The sequence below is a fragment of the Agromyces sp. H66 genome (assembly GCF_004959775.1).
In the GTDB taxonomy this organism is placed as follows: domain Bacteria; phylum Actinomycetota; class Actinomycetes; order Actinomycetales; family Microbacteriaceae; genus Agromyces.
On the sequence record NZ_SJZG01000015.1, the window covers coordinates 49696 to 70507 of the forward strand.

Genomic DNA, 20812 nt, shown 5'->3' on the forward strand with positions numbered 1-20812 from the left:
CGGCGACGACGGAGGGCCGGATGCCCCGTGGCATCCGGCCCTCGCGTGCGATGGCGACTACTCGGCGTCGGCCTTCTTGGCCGCACGCTTGCGTGCCGGCTTCTTCTTCTCCTCCGCGGGAGCCTCGGCGGGCTCCTCCGCGGCGTTCTCGGGCTGCTCGCCTTCGGCCTCGGCTTCGGCTTCGGCTTCGGCGGCGTCGTCGGACTCGGCCACGGCCGTGAACTCGGAGAGGTCGACGGCGTTGCCCGCGGCATCCGTGACCTTGACCTTGCCGAGCGCGATCGCGAGCGCTTTGTTGCGCGCGACCTCGCCGACCATGGCGGGGATCTGGCCGTTCTGGCTGAGGACCTGCACGAACTCGTTGGGGTCCATGCCGTACTGGGCGGCGCCCTGCACGAGGTACTGGGTGAGCTCGTCCTGGCTCACCTGCACCTGCTCGGCCTCGGCGATCTTGTCGAGCACGATCTGCGTCTTGAACGCCTTGGTGCTGGACTCGGTGACCTCAGCGCGGTGCTCGTCGTCTTCGAGGCGACCCTCGGACTCGAGGTGGCGGTGCACCTCGTCCTCGATGACGCTGTCGGCGACGGGCACGTCGACGAGTTCGAGGAGCTTCTCGACGAGGAGGTCGCGGGCCTGGGTGCCCTGCCCGAACGACTTGTTGCGCGCGACCTGCTGCTTCAGGCTCTCGGTGAGCTCGTCGAGCGTGTCGAACTCGCTCGCGATCTGCGCGAAGTCGTCGTCGGCGGCGGGCAGCTCGCGCTCCTTGACGGCGCCGATGGTGACGGTGATCTCGGCGGTCTCGCCCTCGTGGTCGCCGCCCAGGAGCTTCGACTCGAACGTGGTGGTCTCACCGGCGGTGAGCGACTCGAGCGCCTCGTCGATGCCCTCGAGCAGTTCGCCCGAGCCGAGCTCGTAGGAGATGCCGCTGGCGGTGTCGACCTCGGTGCCGTCGATGGTGGCGACGAGGTCGAGGGTCACGAAGTCGCCCGTGGTCGCGGGGCGGTCGACCGTGATGAGGGTGCCGAAGCGGCTGCGGAGGCGCTCGAGCTCGGCCTCGACCTCGTCGTCGCCCACCTCGACCGAGTCGACCGTGAGCTCGAGGCCCGCGTAGTCGGGGAGCTCCACGTCGGGGCGCACGTCGACCTCGATGGCCAGCAGCAGGTCGCCCGTGAAGTCCTTCTCGCTCGGCCATTCGACGATGTCGGCCTCGGGTCGGCCGAGCGGGCGGAGCTCGTGCTCGGTGACCGCGGCGCGGTAGAAGCCGTCGAGGCCCTCGTTCACCGCGTGCTCGAGCACGGCGGCCTTGCCGACCCGCTGGTCGATGATGGGCGGCGGCACCTTGCCCTTGCGGAAGCCGGGCACGTTGATCTGCTCGGCGATGTGCTCGTAGGCGTGGGTGATGCTGGGCTTCAGCTCCTCGGGCGTCACCGAGATGGTGAGCTTGGCGCGCGTGGGGCTCAGCTTCTCAACCGAAGTGGTCGGCATGTGGAAGATCTCCTGTTGTGTGGAAGTTCGTGTCGAGCCGCTGGCGACTCGTCGGGGCGACAGGATTCGAACCTGCGACCTCCCGCTCCCAAAGCGGGCGCTCTACCAAGCTGAGCTACGCCCCGAGTCGCTGACTCAACTCGTCGAACCATCCGCACGGGCACGCCGAAGCACGCCGAGGCACGGATGGACCCACGAAAGTCTACTGCACGGGCGACCCCGCCGGCGCGGGCGGGAGCCGACCTCGGCGGTGACCCCCGAACGGGCGCTGTGGATGATCCGACGATGCGGCGCCCGCGCGTGGGAGAGTGTGCGCATGACCGACCGTCTCCCCCGCGACGGGGCCGGGGATCTCCGTCGCTGGCCGTCCGATCCGGCCCTCCTCATCGACACCACGCGTTGCCCCGCGTGCTTCGCGGGGCTCTTCTCCTCCCGCTGCCTCGAGTGCGGGCTCGACCTCGCCGTGCCCGAGTCGGCCGAGGTGCTGGCCGCGGGCACGAGGGTCTACGAGGCGGAGGCGGCGCGGCAACGGCTCATCACGGGCATGCGCGAGGCGCAGGCGGGGCGGGAGTCGCGCCAGGCACGTGCGGCGCGGGCTCCCGTCGCCGCCCCGGTTTCCGCTCCCACGACTGTTCCGACGGCTCCGTCGCCGACCGCCGCGCCGGCTCCCGCGGCCGCCCCGGCTCCCGTCGCCGCACCGACTCCGCCTTCGGACGCGCTCCCGACGCCGCCGGCACGACGCCGCTCGGGCGTGCAGGTCTTCCTCCTCACGCTCGGCGTGGTGCTCATCTCGGTGGCGGCGATCGTGTTCCTCTTCGTCGCCTACCTCGTCGCGAGCCTCGAGGTGCGGTCGGCGATCATCGCCGGGGCCAGCGTGCTGGTGCTCGGCGTCGCGTGGCTCCTGCGCGCCCGCCGCCTCCCCGGTACAGCCGAGGGCGTGGCATCCGTCGCCGTCGTGCTGCTCCTGCTCGACGTGTGGATCGTGCGCGCGAACCGGCTCTTCGGCACCGAGGCGCTCGACGCCGCGGCCTATACCGGCCTGGCGTTCGCGATCGTCGCCGCCGTGCTGGCCGCGACGCGTGCAGCGAGCGGCATCCGCGTCCCGGGCCTCGCCGCAGCGGCGCTCGCGCCGACCGCCGCGTTCCTGCTGGGCTACGCGATCGACCCCGAGACCGCGACGGGCGTGTGGCTCGGCGGGCTGGCGGCGGTGGTCGTCGGCGCGGCGGCGATCGCCATGGCACCGCGGTCGCTCGAGCGCACGATCATGGCATCAGCCGGATTCGCGGGCGGGGTGGCCTCTGCCGGGGCCGCATTCTGGGCGCTTCCCGAGGTGCGATGGGGAGAATCCTGGACGTTCGTCGCGGTCGCGGCGGGAGGTGTTCTGGTGATCGTCGCGACGCGCCTCGCCCGAGCGGAGGTCGCATCCGGATGGGCGGCCGCCGCGGCGATCGGTGTCGGGATCACCGCGACACTCGCCCCGGCGGTCGGCATCGCGGCGGAACTCGACCAAGGGGTCGCCATCTGGCTCGCTCCCGCCGCATCCGGCGTGATCGCGGCGGTTGCGGCGGGCGCGGTGCGTCGTCCCGCCTCGCTCCGCGCCGAAGTAGCCCGCGCCGCGTTCATCTCGTCGGCGGCGGTGGCGGCCGTCACGGCGGCGCCGGGGCTGCTGGCCGGCCTCGCCTCGCTCGGCTGGCGCGCGATGGCGAGCTCCCCCGCCTGGCAGGTGGAGCCGGATGCTCGCGTGACGAGGTTGCCCGCGGAGCTCGACCTCGGCGCGATGCTGGTGCCCTTCGTCGCCGCGGCGGGCGCGACCGTGGTGCTCCTCGTCCTCGGTTCGCTGCGCCGATTCGCCGCCGTTCCGATCGCCGCCGTCCTGACGGGGTTGCTCGTGATCGGGGCGACGCTGCCCGGCGCGGCGGCGCCGGCCGCGATCTTCGCGGCCGTCGCGGCGGCCTGTCTCATCGCCGCATCGACCCGGTTCGAAGAACTGGTGCCGAGCTCGGTGCCGACCCTCGCCGTGTTCGGCCTCGGCGGGGCAGGCCTGACGGTGCTGGCCGCGTACTCGAACGCGATGGTCTGGCCGTGGGCGATCGCCGCGGTCCTCGCGACCGCGGTCGCCGGCCGCCTGCTCGCGCCGCGCGCCTGGCCGGTCGGCGCGGCTCGCGGCGTCGGGGTGGCGCACCTCGTCGTGGCGATGCTCCTGGTCGCCGCGGCCGCGCTCACCCTGCCGAGCTGGTTCGACGCATCGGGAACGCCGATCGCGCCGCCGTGGGACTCGCCGTGGATGTGGCTCGGCACGGTCGGCGCGGCGCTGCTCGCGGTCCCACTGTTCGCCCCGCGCATCACCGATGCGGATCGCATCGGGCTGTTCCTGCCGGCCCTGGTCGCAACGATGACCGGTGCGGTCGTGACGGCGCTCGTCGGGTCCGATCCGCTGCGGTGGCTGCCCGCCGCCGCCGCGGCCGTGGTCGTCCTGCCCGCGCTGCGCCGGGCCCTCCCCACGCTCGTCCGCGTGCTGTCGGCCGCGGCCGGTCCGATCCTGCTCGTGTTCGCGCTGGAACGCATCGTCGCCGACATCCCGGACGCCCCGCCCTCGATCCTCGGTGCGGCGGCCGCCGTGCTGCTCGCCGCCGCCATCACCCCGGTCGTGATCGGCCGCGGTGAGCGCGCCGCGCGACTCGCGTGGTGCACCGCCCTCGGCATCGGCGGTCTCATCACCCTCGTGTCGGGTCCCGCCGCCGGCGACCAGGCGTGGCTGCTCCTCCTGCTGCTCACCCCGGTGCCGTTGCTCGTCGCGGCACTCGACGGCGACCCGGTGGGCGGTTCGTCGCCCAGCCGGCACCTCTCCTGGCTGAGCCTGGCCCTCGCGATCGCGACCGTCTGGACGCGGCTCGCGGGCGACGGCGTGGACGAGATCGAGGCCTACTCGCTGCCCCTTGCGGCGGCGCTCGCCGTCGCGGCCGCGCTCATCACCTGGCGCCGCGCCGCATCGGCGCCGACGGCCGGTGGCCGCACCGCACTCGTCGCGGCCGCCGCCGCCGTCGCCGTGCTCCCGAGCGTCGGCTCGAGCGCCGACTCGGAACTCCGCACGCTCGTGCTCGTGGCGGCGGGATCGGTGATCGCGATCGCGTCGGCCTTCCTCCCCGAGGCGGCGCGCGGCGTGCCCATCCGCGTCCTCGGCGTGGCGACCGGCTGGGTGGCGTTCACCGGGGCCGCGATGGTGCGCGGGTCGGCCGTCGCGGCAGGCGAGCGCAGCGCGCTGCCCATCGAGTTCTGGCCGGTGCTCGCGCTCGCAGCGGGAGTCGCGGCCGCCGTGGCGTGGGCTCGGACCGGGTCGCGGCCCGCCGTCGTCGCGGAGACCATGCTCGCGGCATCCGTCGTCTCGGTCTCGATCCCCACGACCATCGCGATCGTCCTCGGCGAGGAGCCGACGCTGCGCGCCGCGGTGCTCTTCCCGTTGCTGGCGGCCGTGCACGTGGCTGCGGTGGCGCTTCGCGTGCGGCCGATCGCCGGGCCGATCCTCGAGTGGAGCGCCCTCGGCGTGCTCGTGCTCGGCGGCATCATCGTGCTCGTGGCGAGCAGCGTCGACCCGTTCGACGTCGTCACCGTGCCGGTCGCTGCAGCCCTCATCGGCGCCGGAGCGTTCCGGATGCTGCGGTCCCCGACACTGCGGAGTTGGCCTGCGCTGGGCCCCGGTCTCGCGGTGCTCCTCCTGCCCGCCCTCATCGCGGACTTCACCGATCCGGTGCTGTGGCGGATCATCGCGCTCGGGATCGTCGCCGCGGCGGCCGTGGTGGTGGGTGCGGTACGCCGGCTGCAGGCGCCGCTGCTCGTCGGCGGCGGCGTGCTCCTCGTGCACGCGGTCGACCAGCTGTGGCCGTGGATCACGGAGCTCTACGAGGCGGTCTGGTGGTGGTTGTGGCTCGGGATCGCCGGCGTCATCCTCGTGGCGCTCGCGGCGACCTACGAGCGACAGCTGCGCCTGGTGCGCAGGGTCGCCCACTCGATCGCGGAGCTGCGATAGCGCAGGCCGCGCGACCGCCTCGCGGCCTCGATCACATGCGCTCGACCCACCGGGCCCGCCAGTCGGGCGCCGGGAAGGGCTGCGTCCAGTACGCGGTCTCCTTCGCGATCTTCCCGTCGCGCAGCTCGAAGATGAACACCGTCTGGTAGACGGCGCCGTCGCCGTAGTCGAGGTCCGCCTCGGCGACCCAGAGGTCGCCCTCCCCGGTCAGTCGACGCGGCGTGATCTTCGGCAGCCGCGGGAAGGCGTGGTAGACGCCTCGCCGGTTGTCGCCGCCGACGATGCGCTCGCCCGACTGGGGCCATTCCATGACGGCGTCCTCGTGGAAGACGGCATCCATGCCGTCGACGTTCCCGGCGTTCAGCGTCGCGATCAGCGCCTCGACCGTCTCGCGCCCGTTCATCTTCCTGCTCCTTCGAACGGATGCCGCGTGCGCTCCGTGAGAAGAGGAACACCTGCCGTGTACTACGATGATCCAGTGCCCGAACGCGGGCGCGCGCGGATGTAGCTCAATGGTAGAGCCTCAGTCTTCCAAACTGATTACGCGGGTTCGATTCCCGTCATCCGCTCCACCGCCACCCGCCCCGTGCCCGATCGGGCCTCGCCGGCGAGCACCGGGGCGTGCGTTCCCGGTCCGAGATCGCTACCGTGCAGGTGTGACCTCATCCGTGAGCAGCACTGCGAACGTGTTCACCGAACTCGCCGCTGCCGGCCCGCATCCCGAACACCACGCGGCGGTCATGCAGTTCGGCCGGTTCGTGGGCGTCTGGGACATGACGGTCCAGTTCATCGACCCGCATGGCGATGTCGTGTTCGACGGCGTCGGGCGTTGGGAGTTCACCTGGATCCTCGACGGACTGGGCGTGCAGGACGTGCTCGTTTACGCGCTCCCCGACCGATTTTCCGAACCGCGCGGGAACCGTGGTATCGGAACGACGGTTCGCGCGTACCTGCCCGCCGAACGGCGGTGGCGTCAGGTGTGGGCTGCGCCGCGGGCCGGCAACTTCATCGTCATGGAATCGGAATCCACGGTCGGCGACATCAGGATCACGGGGCTCGACATGGACGGCAGCCACCTCGAATGGGCCTTCACCGACATCACGGCCGACTCGTTCACCTGGACGGGCCGAACGTCGACCGACGGCGTGTCGAACTGGCGGGTCGAACAGCGGATGCATGGCCGGCGCCGGCGCATCCCCGAGCCCGGCGCCTGAGGCATCCGTCCGTCGTCGCTGTCAACCCCGACCCGGTCGGGCCGTCCCGTCCTTGAAATACGCAGGCGCCCGCGTAGCGTTACGAAAGGACAGACGTTCCAGGGAAGGTGGACACGATGACCGACACGAAGACCGCACCGAAGAAGACCACGAAGGCGGCCGACGCGCCGAAGGCCACCAAGGGCTCGAGCGCGGATGTCGCGGCCGGCGTCGCCCAGTACCTCACGCCCGTCGTGCAGGAGCTCGTCGCGCTCGCCGTGAACGGCAAGCAGGCGCACTGGCATGTGCGCGGCGTCAACTTCATCGCCGTGCACGAACTGCTCGATGAGGTCGTCGCCCATGCGCAGGCGTGGGCCGACCTGGCGGCGGAGCGGGTGGTCGCGCTCGGGCTGCCGGTCGACGGCCGCCTGAAGGCGGTCGCCGACAAGAGCGGTGCCGTGAATCCGAAGCTCGGCTTCCAGCCGTACGACGAGGCGATCGCCGACGTGGTCGCGCAGATCGACCTCGCCACCGAGAAGGTCAACGAGGCGATCGAGGGCCTCGAAGAGCTCGACCCCACGAGCCAGGATGTCGCGATCGAGATCCGTCGCGGCCTCGACAAGGACCGCTGGTTCCTCTTCTCGCACGTCGCCGTGAAGTAGTCGCCGAGACCGGCGATCCCGAGGCCGCCGGGGGTCATGCCAGAATCGCGGCATGACCCCCGCCGCGTTCCTCGCCTTCTGCGGCCTTGCGCTGATCCTCGCCCTCACGCCGGGACCCGACAGCTTCCTCACCCTCCGCTACAGCCTGCGCGGCCTGCGTTCGGGCATCGCCGCCGGCACCGGCGCCGCCCTCGGGCAGCTCGGCTGGGCGATGCTCGTCGGCGTCGGGCTCGCCGCGATCATCGAGCAGTCGGCAGAGGTCTACCAGGTGATCAAGCTCGTCGGTGGCCTCTACCTCGTCTACCTCGGCGTCCAGGCGTTCCTCAGCCACCGCAGGAACGGTGGCGCGGATGCCGCGACGCCGCTCGTTCCGGGTTCGGTCCGGCGCGCGTTCGGCGCCGGCCTCGTCTCGAACCTGACGAATCCCAAGGTGGGCCTGTTCTTCCTCGCCGTGGTGCCGCAGTTCCTCCCCGACGGGGCGTCCGCGTTCTGGATGACGATGCTGCTGGGCGCGACGCTCACCGTCATCGGCGGGCTCTACCTGATGCTGCTCGCCCTGGTCGCCGCGAAGGCCAACGCCTGGCTGAACCGGCCGCGCGTGAGCCGCAACCTCGAGCGCACCTCGGGCGGCATCCTCGCGGCGCTCGGCATCGGCACGATCGCCTCCGCCGCGCAGCCCTGAGGGCGGACGACGCCTACCGCTGCAGCCAGGTGAGCACCGCGAGCACCCGCCGGTGGTCGGTGCCCGAGTCCTCGAGCCCGAGCTTCTGGAAGATCGACGTCACGTTCTTCTCCACGGCGCCGACGCCGATGTAGAGCTGCTTCGCGATCCCCGCATTGGTGCGGCCCTCGGCCATCAGCGTCATGACCTCCCGTTCACGCGGGGTCAGCGTGGCGAGCGGGTCGCTGCGCCGCGACAGCAGCTCGGCGACGACCTGCGGGTCGAGCACGGTGCCGCCCTGGCTCACGCGCTCGACGGCATCCTCGAGCTCGTCGAGCGAGGCGACACGGTCCTTGAGCAGGTAGCCCATGCCCCCGTCTCCCGACGAGAGCAGCTCCTGCGCATAGGTGCCCTCGACGTACTGGCTGAGCAGGAGCACGCCGAGTCGTGGCATCCGCCGGCGAAGCTCGATCGCGGCACGCACGCCCTCGTCACGGAACGTGGGCGGCATGCGCACGTCGAGCACCGCGACGTCGGGCTTCGCCTCGTCGATCCCGGCGAGCAGCGACTCGGCATCGCCGTAGGAGCCGACCGTCTCGAACCCGGCCTCGTCGAAGAGCCGCACCAGCCCCTCGCGCAACAGCACCGAGTCCTCGGCGAGCACGATGCGCAGGGGGCGGGGGCGGCATCCGTCATGCCGTCCAGACTAGCGACGAGCGTCAGGCGGTGCCGGATGCCGCCGCGGGAGCGAGCGGCACGAACGGCACGTGCGCGCCGATCGACGTCGGGCCGCCAGTGGGGCTGTCGATCACGAGTATGCCGCGCAGGCCTCGGACGCGCTCGTCGAGTCCGGCGAGTCCGTGACCCGGTACCGCGGAGGCGCCGCCGCGCCCGTTGTCGGTGACCCAGAGGTCGATCCAGTGCCCGGCCGCGCCCTCGTCGCGCGTGGTCACCCGGAGCCGGATCGCGCTCGCCCCGGCGTGCTTCGCCGCATTCGTGAGGAGCTCGGCGGCGATGAAGTACGCGTTGCGTTCGATGGCCGCGGGCAGCGCCACGTCGTCGAGGTCGATCTCGACCGTGACGGGCACGGGGCTGCGCAGTGCGAGCGACTCGAGCGCGACCGCGAGCCCGCGGTCCTGCAGGATCGGCGGCGCGAACCCGCGTGACAGGGCGCGCAGCTCGTCGAGGGTCTCCCGGGCCTGGTCGCGTGCCTCGACGAGGAGCTCGCGTGCCGAGTCGGGGTCGCGCTCGAGCTTGCGCTCGATGGCGGCGAGGTCCATCTGCAGGCGCACGAGGCGCTGCTGCGGACCGTCGTGGATGTCCCGCTCGAGGCGGCGCAGCGATGCGTCCTCCGCCTGCACGGCGGCACCGCGCGAGGCGGACAGCTGCGCGACCTCGACCTCGAGGGCCTCGGAACGCCAGGCGCCGAGCAGGCCCCGTGCGATGACGTCGTGGAGCAGCGTGAGGCCCCGGAAGACGAACGGCAGGGTGAGCAGGAAGACGACGCCGAGGATGAACTCGAACACGCGCTCGCCGACGATCGGGTCGATCTCGAACGTGTTGCCGGGGAAGACCCAGTCGAGGATCACGTCGTGCAGCCAGAAGCCCCGATCGGACTCGGGAATGAAGCGCTGCCAGATCCAGCCGGTCGTGCCGCCGAGCGCGACCGAGGTCCATACGACGGTGACGGCCCAGGTGAAGACGCTGATGATCGGGTTGATCACCATGCCGTGCAGGAGGTACAGCCAGTAGTGCCCGTTCACGAAGGGGGCGAGCATCATGCGCCAGAAGCCCTGCTCGCGGTCGGCGCGCTCCCAGCGCGGCGGGGTGATGGCGGGCCGGCCGGCCCAGCGCAGTCGCACGAGCTCGAGCATCCCGAAGCCGCGAGCCGTGTAGAGCGCGGCGACGACGATGAAGATGCCGAAGACGAGGAAGATCATCCCGAGGCCCGTGAAGAACACCGTCGACAGCAGCGCCAGCCCGGTGATCGCGATCGGCATCGTCAGGATGAGGAACCCGAGCTCGCGCGGCACGCTCGCCCAGAGGGCGCCGTAGCCGCGGCGACGCGGCGCGGCATCCGCTCGCTCGGTGGTGGTGGTCTCGGTCGTCATGCGGTCGATGCTCGTGCTCTCAGTGCTCATGGTGCGTGGTTCCTTCTGTCATCGTGGCAGACTGGCCGGGCTCGACGACGGCGAACTGGCCCATCATGCCCTGGTCCTCGTGCCACAGCAGGTGGCAGTGGTACATGTACGGGGTGTCGGGGTCGGCGTAGTCCTCGAATCGGAGGATGAGCTCGAACTCGGTCTCAGGGGTGGCGAAGATCGTGTCCTTCCAGCCCGCGAGGTGCGGCGGCGGCGGTGAGCCGTCGATCGACGCGATGCGGAACTGCACGTCGTGCACGTGGAAGCTGTGCGGCATCTGGCTGGTGTTCTCGACGATCCAGCGCTCGGTCGTGTCGACCGTGACGGTCTCGTCGATGCGCCCCATGTCCATCTGGTGGCCGTTGATCTCGAAGCCGTCGAGCGTGAACGTGCGGGTCGTGGCGACCCCGCTCGCATCGACGGGCGGCAGCTCGGCGAGACGTGCCGGCACCGCAGGCGACGGGTCGAGGGAGTCGGCCGCTCGCAGCTCGAGCACGTCGAACGAGTCCGTGCTTCCGTTCATCGCGGCGATCGAGCCGATCATGCCCGCGGCCTCGGCGGTCATCTCGGAGCGCAGCACGAGCCGCTCCCCCGGCGTCGGGCGCACGAGCACCTCCGCGCGTTCGCCGGGTGACAGCATGACCCGGTCGAGTTCGACGGATGCCTCGAGCAGTCCGCCGTCGGTGGCGATGAGCTCGACGGGCCGGCCGTCGCTCCAGGTGAAGGCGTAGCTGCGTGCGGTCGACCCGTTGAGGAGGCGCAGTCGCACGACCTCGTCGGAGACCTCGAGAAATGGGCCGCGGGTGCCGTTCACGAGGAGCTCGTCGCCGAGCCCGCCCGCGAACCCGCGCTGCGGATCGTCGCGTCTGCCGTCGGCCGAGAAGCCGGTGTCCTGCACGATGACGGGCACGTCGTCGACGCCGTACTCCCGCGGCAGCGGCAGCGCCCGCTCGGCGTCGTCCTGGATGAGGAACATTCCGGCGAGGCCCCGCCTGACGTGCGATTCGGTCTCGCCGTGCGGGTGCGGGTGGTACCAGAGCGTCGCCGCCTGCTGGTCGATGTCCCACTCGGGCGACCACGTGGCATCCGGGTCGACCATCTGGTGCGGGCCGCCGTCCATCTCGGCGGGCAGGTGCATGCCGTGCCAGTGCACGGTGGTCGGCACCTCGAGCGCGTTCGTCACGTCGACGCGCACGCGCTCGCCGCGCTTCGCGACGAGGGTCGGACCGAGGTACGAGCCGTTGAAGCCCCACGTGTCGCTCAGCGCGCCGGGCGTGAACTCGGTCGTGCCCGACTGCGCCTCGAGCGAGAAGACGCGCGTGCCGTCGGCGTCGACCGTCGACTCGGCGAGGGGCGGAATCGTGAGCGGCGTCTCGAAGTCGACCTTGTCGACGGTGGAGACCGGCGTCGGGCCGGCGAGGCCGCAGCCGGCCAGGGAGACGGCCACGACGGCGCCGGCGGCGACCGCCGCGAGGGCGCCGCCGACGGCGCGCGGCCTGCGGATCGGGATCGGGGTCGAACGTGTGGGAAGCATGATTCCAGCGTCGCGGCGCGCGCGCCTGCGCCCCAGCCGGTGTGCGCCCGGATCGCGGCGGGGGTTTTCCCCCGTCAGCGCGCGTAGTGCGTGATGCGACCGGCGAGCAGCGTCATCGCGACCGGCATCGTGCGGAGTTCTTCGGCGGATGTCGCGAGCGGATCCAGCTCGACGACCGCGAGGTCGGCCGGTCCGCCGACCGCGATATCGGCGCCGTGCCCGCCGGTCGACGCGGCGAGCGCGGCACGGGCCTCGATCGCCTGTTCGGGATGCCACGGCTCGCGCCCGTCGCGGGCGCGGCCGACGGCCGCCGAGATGGCGACCCACGGGTCGAGGGGCGCGACGGGTGCGTCGGAGCCGAGCGCGAGCTCGACACCCGCCGCGACGAGGTCGGCGAGCATGAACGCGCGTTCGGTGCGTCCGGCCCAGTACCGGTCGGCGACGTCGCGATCGTCCATGGCGTGCTCGGGCTGCACGCTCGCGACCACGCCGAGGCGTGCGAACCTCGTGACGTCCTCGTGGCGGAGGAGCTGGGCGTGCTCGATCGAGCCGCGCCCGTGCCAGTCGCCGGGGTCGACGGCCTCGAATGCGTCGAGCACGGCGGCGTTGGCGCGGTCGCCGATCGCGTGCACCGCGGGGGCGATGCCCGCGGCATGCGCGCGGCGCATGAGGGGCACGAGCTCGTCGTACGGCACGGTCGCGAGCCCGTACGGGTGCTCGGCGTCGCCGAGACCCGGGTAGCGGTCGAAGCACCACGCGGTTCGGGTGTTGAGCGACCCGTCGGTGATGACCTTGTAGCCGCCGACGGTGACGAGCCCGCCCGTGCCGGGCAGCTCGTCTCCCGTGCGCATGCCCTCGTCGACGGCACGGTCGAGGTGCTGGGTGTACACGCCGAACGACACGCGCAACGTGTCGAACCCCGAGGCGGCGCGCCGCGCCCAGTCGTCGCGATTCCAGCGCATCTCGTAGTCGGTGATACCGACCACGCCGCGCGCGGCGGCGGCGGCCGCGGCCTCGGCGACCCACGCGTCGAGCACGTCGTCGGCGACGTCGTCGAGCTCGCGGGTGAGCGTGAAGCAGTCGTCCTCCCGAAGGAGGCCGCTCTCCCCTGCGAGGTGTTCCACGCCGTGGCGGCGGGCCGCCGCCGTGTTCACCCAGCAGGCGTGCAGGTCGCCCGCGATGAGTACGACGGGCACGTCGCCCGATACCCGGTCGAGGAGCTCGCGGCTCGGGGCATCGGGCCACAGTCCGTCACGGTAGCCGCCGCCGACGACTTCGGCGTCGCCGCGCTCGATCCAGCCCGCGACGAGCGCCGCGGCCGCGGCCGCCGAGTCGGCGCCTGCGAGGTCGAGGCGCCGCGACCACATCGACCACTGGGAGAAGTGCACGTGCCGGTCGTGGAGGCCGGGCACGACGAAGCGGCCGTCGAGGTCGATGCGTCGCGCACCGGCCGGCGTGGCGGTTCCCGCCGGCGCGATCGAGGTGACCACGCCGTTCGCCACGTGCACGTCGACGCGCCCGTCGCGCCCCGGGATGCGCGCGTCAGCGAGGAGCAGCGGCGTCGTGGCATCCGTCGCCCGCCCTCGAGCGGGAACCTCGGCGCTCATGCCCGAGCGGCCCGGAGCGCCTCGTGCGTACGACGCATCTCCGCGGCGAGCGCGGGACTCGCGTAGGGGCCGTCGCCCTCGAGCTCGGCGATGATGCGGTCGACCGTCTCGGCCGGGCGGTTCTGGCTCATCTTGTTCTTGGCGACGAACCTCGTGATCGGGATGCGCAGGCCGACCGTGCCCACGGCGATGCGGTCGGCGTAGGCGGAGTTCTCCGCGGTGCTCCGCATGCGCCGCGGCTCGGGCATGGCGTCTTCGAAGTGGTCGACGAGCGCCTCGAGCACGCGGAGGTTGTCGTCGTGGGCGAGGAGCTCGGGTGTGCCGTACAGGTGCGCCGTCACGAAGTTCCAGGTGGGCACGGCGGGATTCGCGTCGTACCAGCCGGGCGAGATGTAGCCGTGCGGTCCCTGCACGATGACCATGACCTCGTGCGAGCCGAGCTCGTGCACGACCTCGTCGGGGCGGCCGACGTGTGTGAGCAGCACGATGCCGTCGGCCTCCTCGTCGAGGAGCACCGGGTAGTGGGATGCCACGAGGCCCGCGGCATCCGTCTGGCTCACGATCGTCGCCCACGGGTGCTCGCGGACGAGGCGCTTCACGCCTTCGTCGCTCGCCAGGGTGAAGCTCGGGTTCTGCCGCATCGGCGTCCTTCCGGTCGGATGCCTCCACGCTACCTTCGGGCGGGCGTGGCACCGAGTGCCGATAGGCTGGCGCCGATGAGCAGGCGAGGCGGGGACGAGCGGGCGAACCTCAGCCGCACCCCGCCGACGTGGCCGATCATCGCCGTGCTCGCGTTCGCGGGCGCGTGCTCGTCGTTCATGTTCACGATCGTCGTGCCGATCCAGGCCGAACTGCCCGAACTGCTCGACGAGAGCCGCGAGGCGACGGCGTGGGTCGTGACGGTGACCCTGCTGACCGCGGCCATCACCACCCCCATCGCGGGTCGGCTCGGCGACCTCTACGGCAAGCGGCGCATCGTGCTGGCGCTCATCGCCGTGCTCATCGTGGGCAGCGTGATCGCCGGGGCGTCCCAGTCCCTCCCGCTGCTGCTGGTCGGTCGGGCGCTGCAGGGCGCCGTGGTCGGCGTGATCCCGCTCGGCATCGCCATCCTCCGCGACCATCTGCACGAGGACCGGATCGGCGGGGCGGTCGCGCTCGTGAGCGCGACGCTCGGGTTCGGGGGCGCGCTCGGGCTGCCGGTGAGCGCGCTCATCGCGGAGAACGCCGACTGGCACCTGCTGTTCTGGATGGCGGCCGCGCTCGGCGTCGTGCTGTTCGCGCTCGTCGCGTGGCTCGTGCCGGTCAGCACCCTGCGTGCGCCCGGCCGGTTCGACCTGCCCGGGGCGATCGGGTTGGCGATCGGCCTGTCGGGCCTGCTCATCGCGTTCTCGCAGGGCGACTCGTGGGGGTGGGCGTCGCCGGCGACGCTCGCATTCGGCCTCGGCGGTGTCGCCGCGCTTCTCGGCTGGGGATGGTTCGAGCTCCGCCTCGACGACCCCCTCGTGGACCTGCGCGTCGCGGCGAGACCGGCGGTGCTCATCACGAACCTCGCGTCGATCGCGATGGGCTTCGCCTTCTTCTCGTCGAACGTCACGCTGCCGCAGCTGCTCGAGCTGCCCGCCACGACCGGCGTGGGGCTCGGCCTCCCTCTGCTCGCGGCGAGCCTCGTGATCATGCCGGCCGGTCTCGTGATGATGGCGATGTCGCCGGTCGCCGCGCGCCTCACCCGGCGCTTCGGCGCGAGGGTGCTCCTCATCTCGGGCGCGGGCGCCATGGTCGTCGCCTACGCGGTCGCGGTCGTCGCCTCGTCGGAGGTGTGGCAGATCGCCCTCGTCAACGCCCTGATCGGCGTGGGCATCGGGCTGGGCTACGCCGCCATGCCGATCCTCATCATGCGCGCGGTGCCGGCGACCGAGACCGGCGCGGCCAACGGGCTCAACGCCCTCATGCGCTCGCTCGGCACGAGCATGGCGGCGGCCGTCATGGGCGCCGTGCTCGCGACCCACTCCGTCGACGTCGGCGGCGTCCAGGTGCCGACGCGCGAGGGCTTCGAGCTCACGTTCCTCCTCGGCCTGGGTGCCGCCCTCGTGGCCGGCGCCCTCGGCCTCGCCATCCCGAAGCCGCGGCGTCTTCCCGGCGAACACCCGTCGCTGCCCGACGACGTCGCCTGAGCGGCAGGTCTCAACGCGCTCCGCTCGTCGACCGCCGGTCAGGCCTGGCAGTAGGGGCACCAGTACAGCTTCCGGCCGCCCAGTTCCTCGACCACGATGTTCGTGCCGCACACGCGGCACGGCAGCCCCTCGCGCTTGTACACCCAGTGCCGGTCGGCGCGGTTCGCCATCGCGGCACGCCACGCGTCGTCGTCGAGGTCGTCCATCGTCATCATCTGGCCGGTCTCGACGCCGATGCGCAGGAGCTTCGTCCAGTCGCGCCACAGGTGGCGCACATGCTCCTCGGGCACCAGTCGGCCCGGGGTGTGCGGGTTCTGCCTCGCGCGGAACAACAGCTCGGCGCGGTAGACGTTGCCGATGCCGGCCACCACGTTCTGGTCCATGAGCAGCAGTCCGATGGGGGTGGACTTCTTCCCGACGGATGCCGCGAACCGGTCCTCTGCGGCCCGCCCGGCGTCGATGAGCGGGTCAGGCCCGAGCTTCGCGACGACGGCCTCCACCTGCGCCGGGTCGAGCACCTCGCACGCGGTCGGCCCGCGGAGGTCGGCGACGACCGTGTCGGTGAGCAGTCGCACGCGCACCTGGCCGACCGGTTCGGGCGGGAACGATTCGAATCCGTTCTGCTCCTTCTCCGATTCCGACATGCGCAGGCGGGTCCGCCGCGGCGCGCCGATCGAGGTGATCGAGTTCTCCCCCGCCGTGTCGAACACGACCGCGTCGGGGTTGGGACCCTCGAGGAACGTGCCCCGCTGGTTCGTCTGGCCCATGCGGCCGTTCGCCGCCGCGATCGTGGCATCCATGAGGATGTCTCCCGCGAAGTCCCACGCGCCGTACATGCCGAGGTGCACCCGCAGCCAGCGGTCGCCCTCGAAGCCGAGGAACATCTGCTTGCCGACGGCGCGGGCGTCGGTCATCCGCCGCCCGTCGAGGTCGGCCGCACCGTCTGCGAACCGGCCCTGCGGGCTCGACGCGTGCACGACGTGCCCCACGAAGTTGCGCTCGAACTGGCGGGTGATGCGGTGGACGGAGTGTCCCTCGGGCACCGCGGCTCTCCTACGCCTCGGGCGAGGGCGGTGCGACGTCGACGCCCTTGCCGGCGATGTCGCCGGTGGTCTCGTACTCGGCGAGCTGCGCGATGCGGCGCACGTGCCGCTCGTCGCCCGAGAACGGCTCGGCGATGAACGCGTCGATGTAGCGGATCGCCTCCTCGACGGTGTGCTGGCGCGCGCCGATCGAGATGACGTTCGCGTCGTTGTGCTGGCGGGCGAGGATGGCGGTGTCCATGCTCCACACGAGGGCCGCGCGGATGCCGCGCACCTTGTTCGCCGCGATCTGCTCGCCGTTGCCCGAGCCGCCGAAGACGACGCCGAGCGTCTTCACGCCCGCGGCCTGGTCGCGCGCGACGCCGAGCGCCGCATTGATGCAGAACGCCGGGTAGTCGTCGAGCGGGTCGTACTCGGCGGGGCCGTGGTCGACGACCTCGTGGCCGCCGTTGGTCAGATGGTCGACGAGCGTGCGGCTGAACTCGAGGCCGGCGTGGTCGGTCGCGATGTGGATGCGCATGCGCCCAAGTCTAGGGATTCGGCACCCAGCGGATGGTGCGCCCGTGCGGATGCGCCCACGCTCGCTGCTCGCCGTCGAGCGCGAGCACGAAGTCGGTGCTGTCGTTCTCGACATCGTCACGCACGTCGATACCCGGGACGATGCTGCGCGCCTCGACGGACAACCAGTGGCCGGGCAGTTCCCGCACGAGCCGCACGAAGCGAGAACGACCCGGCCCATCGAGGTACGCCAGCACCGCCGTGTGGAACACCACGAGCGTGGACTCCGACGGCGCCAGTCCAGCGACCTCGAGAAGTCGCGCATTGAGGTCGCCCGCCACGATGAACGGCGGATCGGAGGCGACGATCGCCGCCGCCGCATGCAGTCGCCCCCTACGGTCGTCGTGCTCAGGCCAGACGAGCGCATCGAGCCACGCAAGGTGGTCGTCCCGCCGCGCGTCGAGTGGGTTCAGGTCGATGCCGCTGCGCCAGACGATGTCGGGCAACCGGCCGGGCACCGGCACGGGCCCGCTCGCCGTGCAATCGATCACCACCGGGCTGGCGCCGCTCGCCGGGTCGAGTTGCGGGTGGCCGGAATAGCGGTAGCTGTACCGGTCGGGGTAGAGGCAGAGACCTGCGGATGCCCCGACCTCGAGCAGTGCGATCGGGCCCTCGATGCCCGCGAGCGCAGGCACGTGCAGCGCGCACCTCGCCGCCTCGTTGGTCTGCGTGGCGTGCGTGAGCGCCGTGGCGCGCACGTCGACCCAGTGCGCCTGCAGCCAGTCGCGGAACGCGAGGTACGGACCCGTCGGGGCGCCCAGATACCGCGCGGCCGAGAACACGAGGTTCGGCTGCCGCTTCGCCGACGGCAATTCGTCGATGAGCGCGACGGTGACCGGGTCGCCCGCCACGCCGTGCGCCCACGACTCGTAGACAGCCGACAAGCCGCGGGCTTCGACGTCGGCGAACGCGAGGTACCGCTCGGGTGTCGGCGCGTCGGAATCGACGCTCGTCCTCATGTCGCCACGCTAGGCCCGACGACTAGGCTGGTCAATCGTGCGACGGCGCCACGAGCGCCCGCGAACGCTCATGGGAGAGGATGACCAAGTTGCCAGGAGAGAACCTCACGAGGCTCGAAGCCGAGGAGCGGGCTGCGCTCGTCACGGTGCACGACTACGACGTCGTGCTCGACGTGACCACCGGCCCCGACGTGTTCCGGAGCACGACCACGGTGCGGTTCGCCGCGACCGAGGGCGCCTCCACGTTCATCGACGCGATCACCGCCGCGGTGCACTCGGTCACGCTGAACGGCGTGGCGCTCGATCCGGCGGAGGTGAGCGACGGCGTGCGCATCCAGCTGCCGGGCCTCGCCGCCGAGAACGAGCTCGTCGTCGTCGCCGACGGCCGGTACATGCACACGGGTGAGGGTCTGCACCGATTCGTGGACCCGGTCGACGGCGAGGCCTACCTCTACACGCAGTTCGAGGTGCCCGACTCCCGCCGCATGTTCGCGGTGTTCGAGCAGCCCGACCTCAAGGCCTCGTTCCGGTTCACCGTCACGGCCCCCGCCCACTGGGAGGTCGTCTCGAACTCGCCGACGCCCGAGCCGGTCGACGCGGTCGCCGGCGACGGCAGCGGCACCGCCGCGAAGACGTGGGCGTTCGAGCCGACCCCGCGCATCTCGAGCTACATCACCGCCCTCGTCGCAGGCCCGTACGCCGTGGTGCGCGACGAGCTCACCTCGGCCGACGGCCGTGTCATCCCGCTCGGGGTGTTCAGCCGCAAGAGCCTCTCGGAGCACCTCGACGCCGACTACATCTTCGAGAAGACCAAGCAGGGCTTCGAGTACTTCGAGCGCAAGTTCGGCGTGCCCTACCCGTTCGCGAAGTACGACCAGCTCTTCGTGCCCGAGTACAACGCCGGTGCCATGGAGAACGCGGGCGCCGTGACGTTCACCGAGTTCTACGTGTTCCGGTCGAAGGTGACCGACGCCGTGCGCGAGCGCCGCGTCGTCACGATCCTGCACGAGCTCGCCCACATGTGGTTCGGCGACCTCGTCACGATGAAGTGGTGGAACGACCTCTGGCTCAACGAGTCGTTCGCCGAGTGGGCATCGACGATCGCCACCGCCGAGGCCACCGAGTGGACCGAGGCGTGGACGACGTTCAACTCGATGGAGAAGAGCTGGGCGTACCGCCAGGACCAGCTGCCGTCGACGCATCCCGTCGTCGCCACCATCAACGACCTCGAGGACGTGCAGGTCAACTTCGACGGCATCACCTACGCCAAGGGCGGCTCGGTGCTGAAGCAGCTCGTGGCCTGGGTGGGCGTCGACGCGTTCTTCGCCGGCGTGTCCGCCTATTTCCAGAAGCACGCGTGGGGCAACACGACCCTCGCCGACCTCCTCGCCGAGCTCGAGGTCGCGAGCGGTCGCGACCTCTCGGACTGGTCGGGCCTCTGGCTCGAGACCTCCGGCGTCAACACGCTGCGTCCCGACATCGCGACCGACGACGACGGCGTCATCACGTCGTTCGCCGTGCTGCAGTCGGCCATCGAGGAGCACCCCACCATCCGCCCGCACCGGCTCGCCATCGGGTTCTACAACCTGCACGACGGCAAGCTCGTGCGCGACCACCGCGTCGAACTCGACGTCGCCGACGAACGAACCTCGGTGCCCGAGCTCATCGGACGCGCACGACCCGACCTCGTGCTGCTCAACGACGACGATCTCGCCTACGCCAAGATCCGGCTCGACGAGGCGTCGCACGGCGTCGCGCTCGCGAACCTCTCCGAGATCGCCGATCCCCTCGCTCGAGCCCTCGTGTGGAGCTCGGTGTGGGATGCCACGCGCGACGCCGAGACCCGGGCCAGCGACTACCTCGCCCTCGTGCTCGGCAACATCGCGAGCGAGACCGAGTCGACGACGCTGCGCATCGTGCTCGCCAACGCCGTGCTCGCCGCCAGCTCGTACGTCGCGCCCGAGCGCCGCGCCGAGGCCCGCCGCACCCTGGCCGACGGCTTCTGGCGCCTCGCGCAGGAGGCCGAGCCCGGCAGCGACGCGCAGTTCCAATTCGTCACGAACTTCGCGGGTCTCGCCGAGGCAGGGTCGCACGTCGACGAGCTCGAGGCGCTGCATGACGGCTCGCTCAAGCTCGACGGCCTCGAGATCGACACGGACCTGGGCTGGGAGCTGCTCATCGCGCTCGTCGCCGCGGGCCGGGCCGGCGACGCCGAGATCGACGCACGCCTCGCCACCGACAACACCGCCACCGGGCAGCAGTCGGCCGCGAACGCGCGCGCCGCGATCCAGACGCTCGAGGCGAAGGAGCGGGCGTGGTCGTCGCTCGTCGACGTCGACACGGCGACGAACACGATCGTTCGCGAGACCGCCGAGGGCTTCCTGCGGGCGAGCGACCCCGCACTGCTCGAGGCGTTCGTCGACCGGTACTTCGCCATGCTCGAGCGCGTCTGGGACGAGCGCAGCTACGCCATCGCCGAGAAGCTCGTCGACGGGCTGTATCCGGCGCCGCTCGCGAACCGGGCGCTCGCGGACGCGAGCCGCGCCTGGCTCGACGCGCACCCCGACGTGCCCGCGCTGCGCCGCCTCGTGATCGAGCGTCTCGCCGGCATCGACCGGGCGCTCGCCGCGCAGGAGCGCGACGCGCAGCAGGGGTAGCACCACCCCGCCACCGGCACGGGGCGGTCGCGAGTAGTACCCCGGTACGACTCGCGGCCGCCCGCGAACCGTCCCACCGTCCGATCTGCGGCGGCTGCGGCATCCGTAGCGTCGAAG

16 protein-coding genes and 2 tRNA genes are annotated in these 20812 nt (G+C 71.8%); 7 read left to right on the plus strand and 11 right to left on the minus strand.

What is annotated here, in order from left to right:
- Positions 1–57 precede the first annotated feature (57 nt).
- Together tig and EZM51_RS18575 are read right to left on the minus strand one after the other, a co-directional pair.
- On the minus strand, positions 58–1485 hold the full coding sequence (tig, locus tag EZM51_RS18570) for a trigger factor (protein ID WP_136709799.1): 1428 nt from the start codon (positions 1483–1485) through the stop codon (positions 58–60).
- Positions 1486–1536: 51 nt separating this feature from the next.
- A tRNA-Pro gene (locus EZM51_RS18575) sits at positions 1537–1610 on the minus strand.
- A gap of 191 nt (positions 1611–1801) precedes the next feature.
- Here EZM51_RS18575 and EZM51_RS18585 point away from each other — a divergent pair.
- The gene (locus EZM51_RS18585) at positions 1802–5509 is read left to right on the plus strand and encodes a hypothetical protein (RefSeq protein WP_169053986.1); all 3708 of its coding nucleotides are present in this window, start codon (positions 1802–1804) and stop codon (positions 5507–5509) included.
- A gap of 31 nt (positions 5510–5540) precedes the next feature.
- Here the strand turns inward: EZM51_RS18585 and EZM51_RS18590 are convergent, their stop codons facing one another.
- Entirely contained in the window at positions 5541–5912 is a 372-nt protein-coding gene (locus EZM51_RS18590) for a nuclear transport factor 2 family protein (RefSeq protein ID WP_136709802.1), read from the minus strand.
- A 95-nt stretch (positions 5913–6007) separates the two neighbouring features.
- Between EZM51_RS18590 and EZM51_RS18595 the strand changes: the two genes are divergently transcribed.
- The 4 genes from EZM51_RS18595 (at position 6008) to EZM51_RS18610 (ending at position 8046) form a co-directional block, all read left to right on the plus strand.
- Positions 6008–6081: transfer RNA gene (locus EZM51_RS18595), tRNA-Gly, on the plus strand.
- An 84-nt stretch (positions 6082–6165) separates the two neighbouring features.
- Positions 6166–6723, plus strand: a complete 558-nt coding sequence (locus EZM51_RS18600) for an outer membrane lipoprotein-sorting protein (protein ID WP_136709803.1) — start codon at positions 6166–6168, stop codon at positions 6721–6723.
- 116 nt (positions 6724–6839) lie between these two features.
- Positions 6840–7364: a DNA starvation/stationary phase protection protein gene (locus tag EZM51_RS18605; protein ID WP_136709804.1), complete on the plus strand. Its 525-nt coding sequence runs from the start codon at positions 6840–6842 to the stop codon at positions 7362–7364.
- A gap of 52 nt (positions 7365–7416) precedes the next feature.
- Positions 7417–8046 (plus strand): LysE family translocator, encoded by a 630-nt coding sequence (locus tag EZM51_RS18610; RefSeq protein ID WP_136709805.1) that lies wholly within the window; start codon positions 7417–7419, stop codon positions 8044–8046.
- Positions 8047–8059: 13 nt separating this feature from the next.
- On the opposite strand, the gene EZM51_RS18615 is transcribed toward EZM51_RS18610, so the two are convergent.
- From EZM51_RS18615 to EZM51_RS18635, 5 genes are all read right to left on the minus strand, one after another.
- Positions 8060–8698: a response regulator transcription factor gene (locus tag EZM51_RS18615; protein WP_136709806.1), complete on the minus strand. Its 639-nt coding sequence runs from the start codon at positions 8696–8698 to the stop codon at positions 8060–8062.
- Between the two features lie 46 nt (positions 8699–8744).
- Positions 8745–10166 carry a sensor domain-containing protein gene (locus EZM51_RS18620; protein ID WP_248305736.1) on the minus strand — a complete coding sequence of 474 codons (1422 nt, stop codon included), beginning with the start codon at positions 10164–10166 and terminating at the stop codon, positions 8745–8747.
- Positions 10156–11700, minus strand: coding sequence for a multicopper oxidase domain-containing protein (locus EZM51_RS18625; protein ID WP_136709807.1), 1545 nt, complete (start codon positions 11698–11700; stop codon positions 10156–10158). The genes EZM51_RS18620 and EZM51_RS18625 overlap by 11 nt, the downstream gene beginning before the upstream one ends.
- A 74-nt stretch (positions 11701–11774) precedes the next feature.
- Positions 11775–13307, minus strand: a complete 1533-nt coding sequence (locus EZM51_RS18630) for an amidohydrolase family protein (RefSeq protein WP_136709808.1) — start codon at positions 13305–13307, stop codon at positions 11775–11777.
- Positions 13304–13948 carry an FMN-binding negative transcriptional regulator gene (locus EZM51_RS18635; RefSeq protein WP_136709809.1) on the minus strand — a complete coding sequence of 215 codons (645 nt, stop codon included), beginning with the start codon at positions 13946–13948 and terminating at the stop codon, positions 13304–13306. Before EZM51_RS18635 ends, EZM51_RS18630 begins: the two co-directional genes overlap by 4 nt.
- A 75-nt stretch (positions 13949–14023) precedes the next feature.
- On the opposite strand from EZM51_RS18635, the gene EZM51_RS18640 reads away from it, so the two are divergent.
- On the plus strand, positions 14024–15478 hold the full coding sequence (locus EZM51_RS18640) for an MFS transporter (protein WP_136709810.1): 1455 nt from the start codon (positions 14024–14026) through the stop codon (positions 15476–15478).
- Positions 15479–15516: 38 nt separating this feature from the next.
- Here the strand turns inward: EZM51_RS18640 and EZM51_RS18645 are convergent, their stop codons facing one another.
- From EZM51_RS18645 to EZM51_RS18655, 3 genes are read right to left on the minus strand one after another with little or no spacing between them, the layout of a single operon-like run.
- Entirely contained in the window at positions 15517–16521 is a 1005-nt protein-coding gene (locus tag EZM51_RS18645) for a DNA glycosylase (RefSeq protein ID WP_136709811.1), read from the minus strand.
- Between the two features lie 10 nt (positions 16522–16531).
- Positions 16532–17041 carry a ribose-5-phosphate isomerase gene (locus EZM51_RS18650; RefSeq protein ID WP_136709812.1) on the minus strand — a complete coding sequence of 170 codons (510 nt, stop codon included), beginning with the start codon at positions 17039–17041 and terminating at the stop codon, positions 16532–16534.
- Between the two features lie 10 nt (positions 17042–17051).
- Positions 17052–18038, minus strand: a complete 987-nt coding sequence (locus EZM51_RS18655; RefSeq protein WP_136709813.1) for a DUF2332 domain-containing protein — start codon at positions 18036–18038, stop codon at positions 17052–17054.
- A gap of 89 nt (positions 18039–18127) precedes the next feature.
- Between EZM51_RS18655 and pepN the strand changes: the two genes are divergently transcribed.
- Positions 18128–20695: an aminopeptidase N gene (gene pepN / locus EZM51_RS18660; RefSeq protein WP_136709814.1), complete on the plus strand. Its 2568-nt coding sequence runs from the start codon at positions 18128–18130 to the stop codon at positions 20693–20695.
- Positions 20696–20812 lie beyond the last annotated feature (117 nt).

Bases quoted from the DNA above. Each gene is read 5' to 3' on its own strand.
- EZM51_RS18635 (WP_136709809.1), bottom strand. From the start codon at position 13,948: ATGCGGCAGAACCCGAGCTTCACCCTGGCGAGCGACGAAGGCGTGAAG.
- EZM51_RS18625 (WP_136709807.1), bottom strand. From the start codon at position 11,700: ATGCTTCCCACACGTTCGACCCCGATCCCGATCCGCAGGCCGCGCGCC.
- EZM51_RS18585 (WP_169053986.1), top strand. From the start codon at position 1,802: ATGACCGACCGTCTCCCCCGCGACGGGGCCGGGGATCTCCGTCGCTGG.
- EZM51_RS18610 (WP_136709805.1), top strand. From the start codon at position 7,417: ATGACCCCCGCCGCGTTCCTCGCCTTCTGCGGCCTTGCGCTGATCCTC.
- EZM51_RS18620 (WP_248305736.1), bottom strand. From the start codon at position 10,166: ATGAGCACTGAGAGCACGAGCATCGACCGCATGACGACCGAGACCACC.
- EZM51_RS18605 (WP_136709804.1), top strand. From the start codon at position 6,840: ATGACCGACACGAAGACCGCACCGAAGAAGACCACGAAGGCGGCCGAC.
- EZM51_RS18650 (WP_136709812.1), bottom strand. From the start codon at position 17,041: ATGCGCATCCACATCGCGACCGACCACGCCGGCCTCGAGTTCAGCCGC.
- EZM51_RS18630 (WP_136709808.1), bottom strand. From the start codon at position 13,307: ATGAGCGCCGAGGTTCCCGCTCGAGGGCGGGCGACGGATGCCACGACG.
- EZM51_RS18655 (WP_136709813.1), bottom strand. From the start codon at position 18,038: ATGAGGACGAGCGTCGATTCCGACGCGCCGACACCCGAGCGGTACCTC.
- EZM51_RS18640 (WP_136709810.1), top strand. From the start codon at position 14,024: ATGAGCAGGCGAGGCGGGGACGAGCGGGCGAACCTCAGCCGCACCCCG.
- tig (WP_136709799.1), bottom strand. From the start codon at position 1,485: ATGCCGACCACTTCGGTTGAGAAGCTGAGCCCCACGCGCGCCAAGCTC.
- EZM51_RS18590 (WP_136709802.1), bottom strand. From the start codon at position 5,912: ATGAACGGGCGCGAGACGGTCGAGGCGCTGATCGCGACGCTGAACGCC.